The sequence below is a fragment of the Mycobacterium sp. genome (genome assembly GCF_049608025.1).
Lineage (GTDB): Bacteria > Actinomycetota > Actinomycetes > Mycobacteriales > Mycobacteriaceae > Mycobacterium.
Map to the genome: position 1 here is coordinate 71,741 of NZ_JBMYXC010000016.1, position 10,313 is coordinate 82,053.

Annotated in this window: 10 protein-coding genes; 8 read left to right on the plus strand and 2 right to left on the minus strand. The window is 64.5% G+C overall.

Features of this window, described 5'->3' with window-relative positions:
• Positions 1 to 21: 21 nt before the first annotated feature.
• Positions 22 to 1,653, minus strand: a complete 1,632-nt coding sequence (locus ACPGXI_RS08195) for a glycoside hydrolase family 13 protein (RefSeq protein ID WP_526651648.1) — start codon at positions 1,651 to 1,653, stop codon at positions 22 to 24.
• Between the two features lie 374 nt (positions 1,654 to 2,027).
• On the opposite strand from ACPGXI_RS08195, the gene ACPGXI_RS08200 reads away from it, so the two are divergent.
• The 8 genes from ACPGXI_RS08200 to ACPGXI_RS08235 all read left to right on the plus strand — a co-directional run bounded on the left by ACPGXI_RS08200 (position 2,028) and on the right by ACPGXI_RS08235 (position 9,588).
• Positions 2,028 to 3,338, plus strand: a complete 1,311-nt coding sequence (locus ACPGXI_RS08200; RefSeq protein ID WP_526651650.1) for an extracellular solute-binding protein — start codon at positions 2,028 to 2,030, stop codon at positions 3,336 to 3,338.
• Entirely contained in the window at positions 3,335 to 4,267 is a 933-nt protein-coding gene (locus ACPGXI_RS08205; protein ID WP_526651652.1) for a carbohydrate ABC transporter permease, read from the plus strand. The genes ACPGXI_RS08200 and ACPGXI_RS08205 overlap by 4 nt, the downstream gene beginning before the upstream one ends.
• A complete protein-coding gene (locus tag ACPGXI_RS08210) occupies positions 4,264 to 5,097 on the plus strand; it encodes a carbohydrate ABC transporter permease (protein ID WP_526651654.1) in 834 nt (277 codons plus the stop codon). The genes ACPGXI_RS08205 and ACPGXI_RS08210 overlap by 4 nt, the downstream gene beginning before the upstream one ends.
• Before the next feature lie 3 nt (positions 5,098 to 5,100).
• Positions 5,101 to 6,300, plus strand: coding sequence for an ABC transporter ATP-binding protein (locus ACPGXI_RS08215; protein ID WP_526651656.1), 1,200 nt, complete (start codon positions 5,101 to 5,103; stop codon positions 6,298 to 6,300).
• Between the two features lie 240 nt (positions 6,301 to 6,540).
• A complete protein-coding gene (locus tag ACPGXI_RS08220) occupies positions 6,541 to 6,945 on the plus strand; it encodes a TOBE domain-containing protein (protein ID WP_526651658.1) in 405 nt (134 codons plus the stop codon).
• Positions 6,942 to 7,697: a molybdate ABC transporter substrate-binding protein gene (gene modA, locus ACPGXI_RS08225; RefSeq protein ID WP_526651660.1), complete on the plus strand. Its 756-nt coding sequence runs from the start codon at positions 6,942 to 6,944 to the stop codon at positions 7,695 to 7,697. Before ACPGXI_RS08220 ends, modA begins: the two co-directional genes overlap by 4 nt.
• The gene (locus tag ACPGXI_RS08230; protein WP_526651662.1) at positions 7,694 to 8,506 is read left to right on the plus strand and encodes an ABC transporter permease; all 813 of its coding nucleotides are present in this window, start codon (positions 7,694 to 7,696) and stop codon (positions 8,504 to 8,506) included. Before modA ends, ACPGXI_RS08230 begins: the two co-directional genes overlap by 4 nt.
• Complete coding sequence (locus tag ACPGXI_RS08235) at positions 8,503 to 9,588, plus strand: sulfate/molybdate ABC transporter ATP-binding protein (RefSeq protein ID WP_526651664.1); 1,086 nt, start codon at positions 8,503 to 8,505, stop codon at positions 9,586 to 9,588. Before ACPGXI_RS08230 ends, ACPGXI_RS08235 begins: the two co-directional genes overlap by 4 nt.
• 90 nt (positions 9,589 to 9,678) lie before the next feature.
• Here the strand turns inward: ACPGXI_RS08235 and ACPGXI_RS08240 are convergent, their stop codons facing one another.
• On the minus strand, positions 9,679 to 9,981 hold the full coding sequence (locus tag ACPGXI_RS08240) for a bacteriorhodopsin (protein ID WP_526651666.1): 303 nt from the start codon (positions 9,979 to 9,981) through the stop codon (positions 9,679 to 9,681).
• Positions 9,982 to 10,313 lie beyond the last annotated feature (332 nt).

Sequence of the window (10,313 nt, forward strand, 5' to 3'; positions counted from 1 at the left end):
GGCATAAAGACCCCTTCTACGTCACGCGCTCAGCGAATCCGCCGACCTCAGCCACACGGCCGTGTCCGGGGGCAGCACCCGGTCGACGCCCGAGGTTGACGACAGCAACACCGACGCGGCCGGCAACCTCACGCTGGTCTCGCCGGTGTTGACCCAGCATTGCGCACCGCCACGCGCGAACGCCGCCACGTCTTGGTGCAGATCCAGCCAGGTGAGGTCTCCCGCATCGCGCCAGAGCGTGGGGCGCAAGCGCAGCGCGGCACGGTACAGGTTCAGGGTCGAACCGGGGTCGCGCTCCTGTGCCTCGACACTGTGTTCGGCCCAATGCGCCGGTTGTGGCAGCCAGGGGGCAGCACCGCCGTCGGGCCCGAATCCGTAAGGCGCGGATGTCGCGTTCCACGGCAACGGGATACGGCATCCGTCGCGACCCACATCGGTGTATCCGGACTGGGCCCATGTCGGGTCCTGGCGGACCTCGTCGGGCAGGTCCTCGAATTCCTCAAGACCCAGTTCTTCGCCTTGGTACACATAGGCGGTACCCGGCAGCGCCAACTGCACCAGGGCGGCCGCGCGAGCGCGTCGACGCCCCAGTTCGTGATCGGGATCCTCGAGGGTCCAGCGCCCGCGCTCCCAGCCCGTCTCGATCAGGTCCTTCGGCTGCGATCGGGCGAACCGGGTCACCGTTCGGGTCACGTCATGGTTGGACAGCACCCAGGTCGGCGGCGCGCCGACCGAAGCCGCTGCGCCGACGGCGTCGTCGATGACGGCGCGCAGGGCCGTGGCGCGCCAGGGCGCACGCAGGAAGTCAAACTGAAACGCGGTGTGCAACTCATCGGGGCGCAGATAGCGGGCCAACCGCTCATTGCTGGACACCCACGCTTCGGCAATGAAGACCCGATCGGGCGAATAGCGTTCGGCAACCGCCCGCCATCCCCGGTATACATCATGCACACGGTCCTGATCCCATGCGGGATGCTGCCCAGAGGTGTGCGTCGCGTCGCCCACGTCGGGTAGCCCTGCTTGCTTGACCAGGCCGTGCGCCACGTCGATGCGGAAGCCGTCCACGCCACGGTCAAACCAGAAGGCCAGGATGTCCTCGAACTCGCTGCGCACCTCATCGTGCTCCCAGTCGAGGTCAGGCTGACCGGGGGCGAACAGATGCAAGTACCAGTCACCGTCGGCCACTCGGGTCCATGCCGGGCCGCCGAACACGCTCTGCCAGTTGTTGGGCGGCAGTGCACCATCGGCGCCCCGCCCCGGCCGGAAGTGGTAACGCTGCCGCGCCCCCGGCTCGTCGGCGAGCGCGGCGCGGAACCACGCGTGTTCGTCCGAAGTGTGATTGGGCACGATATCGAGCAGCACCCGGATACCGAGGCCGTGGGCTTCGGCGATCAGCGTCTGCGCCTCGTCCAGAGTTCCGTAGGCGGGTTCGATGTCGCGGTAGTCGGCAACGTCATAGCCCGCATCTGCCATCGGCGACGGGTACCACGGATTGATCCAGATGGCGTCGACCCCCAACCGCGCCAAGTACGGCAGCCGAGCACGCATGCCAGCTATGTCACCTATGCCATCGCCGTTTCCGTCGGCAAAGCTGCGGATGTAGACCTGGTAGACCACGGCGGTCTGCCACCACGACCGAACTGCAGACGTCACGGCACTCCTCGACGATTGGGTAAGCGCTTTCGCCACCAGAGTCACCGCTGGCAAGACCGATGTCAACAAGAAGCGCAGCACGCCGAATTGGCGCCCTGCACAACCGCAAGAAGTCAGGACTTTTTGTCCCCCAACACGTCTGAGTGATCGGGATCGGATGAATACCGAGCTGCCGAATGGGTGAACTGACGAGGACAGCGCTACCGCCGCGCGAGCAGGGGCAGTTCACAACGCGGCGGGGGCACGTGCGCCACGCTGACACGACTGTCCGTCCGCGTTGTGAACTGTGACACACTCTTCGACGTACCGAATGTGCTGCCCGCGGCCCTCATCCGGACTCGGGCGACATGGCAGGCTTCATGAACGAGGACGTAATGAAACTTATTCAGTTCGCCCCTTGGCGACGCCGCCGCGCAATCGCACTGGCCAGCGCGCCTTTGGTCGCGGCGACGTTACTGTCCGGCTGCGGTAACCCGGGCGGTCCGCCAACCCTGACGTGGTACATCCTGCCTGACAACGGCGGCTCCGTGGCGCGGGCACAGGAATGCGCCGAGGCCTCAGGTGGTGCATACCAGGTGCGCATCGAGTCACTACCCAGCACCGCTACCGCACAGCGCGAGCAGATGGTTCGCCGCCTGGCCGCCCACGACTCCTCCATCGACCTGGTCAGTCTCGATGTGGTCTTCACCGCTGAGTTCGCCAACGCCGGGTTCCTCCGGCCGTATACCGTCGAGGAGGCCGACCGCCTCACCGCCGGCATGCTCCCGTCTCCGGTAAAGACCGGGATGTGGGACAACCGACTCTACGGGGCACCCTACAAGTCCAACACGCAGTTGTTGTGGTACCGCAAGGCCGAGGCAGCCGCCGCCGGAGTGGACCCCGCCAGTCCGACGTTCACCTGGGATGAGATGGTCAAAGCCGCTGTCGGTCAAGGCAAAAAGGTCTCTGTCCAGGCTCGGCGGTACGAGGGGTACATGGTCTGGATCAACGCACTGGTGCTCTCGGCTGGCGGCCAGGTGCTCGAGGACGTGGAAGCCGGCCGCGATGCGAAACCCTCGATGGCAAGCCCGGCCGGGGACACGGCCGCCGAGATTGTCGGCAGCCTCGCACGCTCCAGCGCCGCACCTGCAGATCTGTCCAATGCCGCCGAGGAACAGGCTCGCGCGACCTTCCAATCCGATGACGGCATGTTCATGCTCAACTGGCCCTACGTCCTCGCCGCGGCCCGAGGCGCCGCGGAGGAGGGCACCCTCGCTCAGGACGTCGTCGACGACATCGGTTGGGCCCGTTACCCACGGGTACTCCCCGACCAGCCGAGTGCACCACCGCTGGGTGGGGCCAATCTCGGTATCGGCGCCTACACCGAGCATCCTGAGCAGGCCGTGGCTCTCGTGGAATGCATTAACGCAATGCCCAAGGCCACCCAGTACATGCTCGACGAGGGTGAACCGTCGCCCTACTCCGCGTCGTACGACGACGCCACGGTCCGCGCCGAATACGAGAACGCTGATCTGATTCGGGAGTCCATCGCCGAAGGGGGCCCCCGGCCGTTGACCCCGTTCTACACCGATATCTCCGGGGCGATCACCCAGACATGGCATCCGCCGGACGCGGTAAACGCGGAGACCCCGGAGAAGACAGACCAATTCATGGCTGACGTGCTGGCGGGGAGGCGACTGCTGTGACCGCAATTCAGGACGCGCCCATCCAGAAGGACCCCGGCAAACCCTCCACCAGTGAGCGGGCCCGCGGCGAGCGTCGACTCGGGATGTTGCTGACGCTGCCTTCTTATGCGGTGATGCTGCTCGTCACCGCGTATCCGCTGGGATACGCATTGGTATTGTCCCTGTACAACTTCCGCCTCACCGACCCCCAGGGCCGCAGCTTCGTCGGGCTGAGCAACTACCTGGTGATCCTGACCGACCCGGTCTGGTGGAACGACTTCGTGACCACGCTGGCGATCACTGTCGTGACGGTCGCGGTCGAACTCGTAGTCGGATTCTGGTTCGCGTTCGTCATGCTCCGGATCATCCGGGGCCGCGGCCCGTTGCGCACCGCAATCCTGATCCCCTACGGCATCGTCACTGTGGTCTCGGCATTCATCTGGCGCTATGCGTTTGCGATCGACTCCGGGTTCGTCAACCAGTGGCTCAACCTCTCGAACTTCGACTGGTTCGGTGACCGCTGGTCGGCCATCTTTGTCATCTGCCTTTCCGAGATCTGGAAAACGACACCCTTCATCTCACTGCTACTGCTGGCCGGGTTGGTGCAGGTGCCTGAGGACATGCAGGAGGCGGCCAAGGTAGACGGCGCTACTGCCTGGCAGCGACTCTGGAAGATCACGCTGCCAAACATGAAGGCAGCCATCATGGTGGCACTGCTGTTCCGCACCCTCGACGCATGGCGCATTTTCGATAACCCCTACGTGATGACCAACGGTGCCAACAACACCGAGACCATCTCATTCCTGGCTTACCGCCAGAACGTCACCCTGGTGAATCTCGGTATGGGATCGGCAGTTTCAGTTTTGCTCTTCTTCACTGTTGTGTTGATCGCATGGATGTTCGTCAAAGTATTCCGCACCGATTTGTCACAAGTCAGGGGTGATCAGTGAACTCCGCCAAAAGCACGCGGTGGTGGACCATTGCCGGCATCGTCATCGTCCTCTACAGCCTTTTCCCCTTGTTGTGGATGATCAGCCTGGCCTTCAAGCCGCCGTCGGACATCGTCTCGGGAAACCCCCAGTTTCTGCCGACCAAGGTCACGCTCGACAACTTTGCCCAGATCTTCGGCAATCCGCTGTTCACACATGCGTTGATCAACTCGATCGGGATCGCGATCATCGCCACGCTCATCTCGGTCATCATCGCCATGTTCGCGGCGTACGCGATTGCGCGCCTGGAGTTCCGGGGTAAGAAGGTGCTGCTGTCGCTCGCGCTGGCCATCGCGATGTTCCCGCAGGCGGCGCTGGTGGGTCCCCTGTTCGACATGTGGCGGGGGCTGGGAATCTACGACACGTGGATCGGCTTGATCATCCCGTACCTGACGTTCGCGTTGCCACTCTCCATCTGGACGATGTCGGCGTTCTTTCGTCAGATCCCCTGGGAGATGGAACATGCCGCACAGGTGGACGGTGCCACGCAGTGGCAGGCTTTCCGAAAAGTCATCGTGCCGTTGGCCGCGCCGGGGGTGTTCACCACCGCGATCCTGACGTTCTTCTTCTGCTGGAACGACTTCCTGTTCGCCATATCGCTGACGTCCACCGACAGCGCGCGCACCGTACCGGCAGCACTCGCCTTCTTTCAGGGCGCCTCGTACTTCGAGTCACCGGTGCCTTACATCATGGCGGCATCGGTAGTCGTCACCATCCCGGTGATCGTGTTGGTCCTCATCTTCCAACGGCGCATCGTCGCCGGTCTGACTTCCGGAGCAGTGAAGGGATAACCCATGGCACAAATATCGATGCGCAACATCGTCAAGAAGTACGGCGACGGCTTTCCGGCCGTGAACGACGTGAGCCTCGACATCGCCGATGGCGAGTTCGTCATCCTGGTAGGGCCGTCGGGCTGCGGGAAGTCGACCCTGCTGCGGATGATCGTCGGCCTGGAGGACATCACCTCGGGCGACATGCTGATCGGTGACCAACGGGTCAACGACAAGGCGCCGCGTGATCGCAACCTCGCGATGGTGTTTCAGAACTATGCGCTGTACCCGCACTTGAGCGTGTTCGAAAACATCGCATTCCCGCTTCGTTTGTCCGGCAAGCACTCCGACGACGAAATTCGGAAACTCGTCAACGAAGCGGCGGACACACTGGAACTCGGTGAACACCTCGAACGTAAACCGGCCCACCTCTCCGGCGGCCAGCGCCAGCGGGTAGCGATGGGACGCGCCATCGTCCGCCAGGCCGATGCGTTCCTGTTCGACGAACCGCTGAGCAACCTCGATGCCAAGCTCCGCGGCCAGATGCGCACCGAGATCCTGCGTCTGCAGCGCCGCCTCGGCGTCACTACCGTCTACGTCACCCATGACCAAACTGAGGCGATGACGCTTGGCGACCGCGTCGCGGTGCTGAAAAAGGGCGTCATGCAACAGGTCGCAAGCCCCCGTGAACTCTACGATCAGCCAGTCAATTTGTTCGTTGCCGGCTTCATCGGGTCCCCGCCGATGAATTTCGTGCCCGCCCGGGTCCGCGGCAACGACATCGAACTGCCATTCGCGACGATCCCTCTTCGCGATGAGTGGCGCAGTGTCGTCGAGGACGGAAAGCTGTACATCGCCGGGATCCGCCCTGGCGCATTCGAGGACGCGGAGTTCGTCGACACCGACAAGCGTTCGCGCGGAGTCACCTTCGATGCGAACATCGACATGTCCGAATGGCTCGGCAACGAGCAGTACGCGTTCGTGCCCTTTGAGTCCTCACCAGAGATCGACGGACAGCTGGCCGAGCTGGCCAGTGAACTCGACAGTGAGCAGCTGCGCTCGCAGCTTTGCGTGGAGCTGGACCCGCTCAGCCGGGTGCGATCTGGCGACAAGGCCACCTTGTGGCTGGATGCCGAACGTCTGCATCTGTTCGATCCGCATTCCGGCAACAACCTCACGCGGGTTCCCCAGTCCACCGGGCGCCACGCGGCGGCCACCGGCTGAGCTAAGGGGTCGGGCGGGTCGGCGGGTCACGTCGCTGCCGGGCTGCGGCTGATGGCTCCCGGTATCCGGGGGGCCGCTATCGGGGTGCAGCTGTGCCACGAGGCCGTCTGCGATCTGCTTGAGGTGCGGTAGCAGCTCTCAGCGCTCAACGACGACGAGTAGATCACTTGGCAAACTGCTTTCCGGCTCCGCGAAAGCGGATAGAATAGCTCTATTCATCCGCGTTCACGGAGGTATGGGGTGCCAGCGATTCGGATCAAAGACGCCGCAGTGCTACTGGGAGTCAGCGACGATACGGTGCGCCGCTGGATCGACGGCGGAGCGTTACCGTCGCATCAGGACGAGTCTGGCCGCAAAGTGATCGCCGGCGAGGTGTTGGCCGAATTCGCCCGCGATCACGCCTCGCCGCCCCCCGCCCTTCTCGGCGGTGGTAGCTCCGCGCGCAATCGGTTCGTCGGTCTGGTCACGAAGGTCACTGCCGATCACGTAATGGCCGAGGTGCAGATGCAGTGCGGCCCCTTCTCCGTCGTGTCGCTGATGAGCTCCGAATCGGCCAACCAGCTCGGACTCAAGCCGGGGGTCGTCGCGGTCGCCGTGGTCAAGGCAACGACCGTGATCGTCGAAACAGCGGCAGGAAGGTCATGAGATTCATCGTCGGCGTCGCCGCATCATGGTGCGTCGCAGCCGTCGTCGCCGGTTGCTCGTCAGCACCGACCAACGCCAACGCCGAGATCATCGTCTTCGCGGCGGCATCGCTGAAATCCACGTTCACCGAACTGGGCAGTCAATTCGAAAGAGACCACCCTGGGACGAAAGTCAGGTTTAACTTCGCTGGCTCGTCCGATCTGGTCGCCCAAATCAATCTGGGTGCTCCCGCAGATGTGTTCGCGTCCGCCGACACCGCCAACATGGCCAAGCTGGTGGACACCGGACTGGTCGCCGGCGACCCGGTCGACTTCGCCACCAACACCCTGACCATCGTGGCACCGTCGGAAAACCCCAAAGAAATAGCCTCTTTCGCGGATCTAGCCAAGACTGATGTCCAGGTGGTGGTGTGCGCCCCCCGGGTGCCGTGTGGATCCGCCACTGAGGCCGTCGAGAAAGCCGCTGGTGTAACGCTGACTCCGGTCAGTGAGGAGTCGGCAGTCATCGACGTGCTCAACAAGATCACCACCGGCCAGGCCGACGCGGGGCTGGTTTACGTTACCGACGCGTCAGGTGCCGGTGACACGGTGGCCTCGATCCCGTTCCCAGAGTCCGGCGTTGGGGTGAACACGTATCCGATCGCCGTCTTGGAGGAATCCACCAACCCGGCCACCGCACAGGCGTTTCTCGATCTGGTGTCTGGCCAGCAGGGCCGAAAGGTTTTGGCAGCAGCGGGTTTCGCCGCACCGTGAGCAACGAGCGACGGACCGACCGCCTGGTCCAAGTCGGGCTGCCGAGGTGGATCTATGTTCCCGCGCTGACCGGGGCGGTGTTCGTCATCGCGCCGCTGGTGGCCATCCTGCTGAGGATCGACTGGAAGAACTTCATTGCGCTTATTTCCTCCGAGTCCTCTCGAGCTGCGCTGGCCTTGAGCTTGAAAACCGCAACGGCCAGCACCGCGGTGTGTGTGCTCGTCGGGGTGCCGATGGCACTTGTCCTGGCCCGCGGCGGGTTCCGCGGCCTGTCGGTGCTGCGCGCGCTTGTGCTGCTGCCACTTGTGTTGCCGCCGGTGGTAGGCGGGATCGCCTTGCTCTACACGTTCGGCCGACAAGGACTACTGGGCCATCAGCTGGACGTGCTCGGCGTGCGGATCGCCTTCTCCACCACCGCGGTGGTGCTCGCCCAGTCGTTCGTATCGCTGCCCTTCCTCGTGCTCAGCCTTGAAGGTGCCTTGCGCTCAGCAGGATCCGGCTACGACCACATCGCCGCGACCCTCGGCGCCCGGCCCACCACCGTGCTGCGTACCGTGACGTTGCCGCTGGTGCTACCCGGGCTGATATCCGGCGCGGTGCTGGCGTTCGCACGCGCTCTCGGCGAATTCGGCGCGACGCTAACGTTCGCCGGCTCACTGCAGGGCGTCACCCGGACGTTGCCGCTGGAGATCTACCTGCAGCGCGAGACCGACTCCGATGCCGCCCTCGCGCTGTCGTTGTTGCTCATCGTCGTAGCCGCTGCAATCGTCGTCGCTTCAGCCAGTCGCCGACTGGCAGGGCCGCTGTGAGCGGCGTACTCGTTCAGGCTGGGCTGCAACAGCGCGGAGTCGAATTCGATCTCGCCGTCGATGACGGCGAGGTGCTCGCGGTCCTCGGCCCCAACGGTGCCGGAAAGTCCACCCTGCTGAACTTGATCGCCGGCCTGCTGCGGCCTGACCGCGGCCGGATCGAGATCGGCGGAAGAGTCGTCACCGATACCTGCGCTGGCACCTTCGTGCCCCCACCCGCCCGCGGCGTGGCCATGCTCTCGCAACAGGCAATGCTGTTCCCGCATATGACGGTTGCCGCCAACGTCGCCTATGCCCCGCGCTGCCAGGGCCAGTCCCGCTCGGCAGCACGAGCCGTGGCACGGCGCTGGCTCGAAGCCGTGGACGCTGCCGATCTCGCCGACAGACGGCCCGCACAACTCTCGGGCGGTCAGGCTCAGCGCGTCGCCGTCGCCCGCGCGCTCGCTGCCGAACCCCGACTGCTGCTACTCGACGAACCCATGGCAGCGCTCGACGTCGCGACAGCCCCGGCGTTGAGAGGACTGCTGCGCGAGATTCTGCGTGCAGAAGGCCGCACCGCCATCGTGGTTACCCACGACCTCATCGATGCTCTCGCGGTCGCCGACAAGGTCGCCGTTGTCGAGGACGGACGCCTAGTGGAGAGCGGCGCCGTTCGTCGCATCCTCAGCGCTCCGCGCAGTAGATTCGCGGCCCGGATCGCGGGTATCAACCTGATCCCGGGAACCATCTCCGAGCCCGGGGTGATCCGAACCAGCTGGGGCGCTGACATATGCGGGATCGGTGACCTCGACCCGGGCGCGGCGGCGATCGCGTTGTTCGGCCCCGGCGCGGTCGCCGTCCATCTCGACCCACCACATGCCAGCCCCCGCAACGTCATCGCCGTGACGATCGCCGAACTCCACGACCAGGGAGCCGGCGTGCGGATCCGCAGCGTGGACCAGCCTGACGGTGGCACTGGGCTGGCTGCCGATATCACGGCCGCATCCGCCGCCGATCTCAACCTGGAACCCGGCAAGACCGTGTACTTCGTGTTCAAGACCCAAGAAGTGCAATTACATCCGGCGCTTTCCAGCGACGTGTAGATCACTCAGCGAGCGGCCAGGCCAGTCGGCCGCTGGACTCCTAGCAAGCCCGTCCTGTTTTGCCGGTGGCGGTGTCGAGCCGGCGGAACTCTACTTGCTCGCCGGGTTGATTATCTCCACCCGCGCAAAGTCTGGATCGTCGGCGAAGGATTTGAGTCGGGCGATCTTGAAAATGAGCAGGCCGTAGATCGCTTTGGAGGCGATGTCGGCGATTGTGTAGCCGACCTGCTTGCCGACCCAGGCGTCAGCGCCGCTGATGTCGAGCAGCGGCAGCAGATAGGCAATGGGATAAAAGCCCCAGCTCGCGAACAGCAGGAGCCGCACGCGGCGGACGGTCTGGCGCACGAGGGGTGGCTGCAGCTCGAGAGACCGGGTGAGTTCGATGAACAGCACGTAGACGATGAAGGCGAAGGTGCTTTCGGGCTGAAGAAGGCCACCGCAACAGTCGAGATCGACCAGGTCGACTACATCCGCGCCCGGCGAATTGTGCGCCGCTGGTCGCGCAACCAGGCCACGTACTCCGATCTCGGCCGCCGCTTCCCGTCAGCAGTCAATCCCAGGACAGCCAAGGTGTCGGTCCCCCGGGTAAACCCGCAGACCGGCCGCGTCACTTTCCGGCGGGTTCACCGCCGCCGTCAGCTCTGTTCACAGGGCGGTCTAGCTGGTGGCTTCGCCCTGGCTAACAACGGCCCCGAATTCGCGTCGCAGATCGCCAGGGCTTTGAC

What these genes read in the sequence shown, in the direction of transcription:
- ACPGXI_RS08200 (WP_526651650.1), top strand. Translation starts at nt 2,028, where the DNA reads ATGAAACTTATTCAGTTCGCCCCTTGGCGACGCCGCCGCGCAATCGCA.
- ACPGXI_RS08215 (WP_526651656.1), top strand. Translation starts at nt 5,101, where the DNA reads ATGGCACAAATATCGATGCGCAACATCGTCAAGAAGTACGGCGACGGC.
- modA (WP_526651660.1), top strand. Translation starts at nt 6,942, where the DNA reads ATGAGATTCATCGTCGGCGTCGCCGCATCATGGTGCGTCGCAGCCGTC.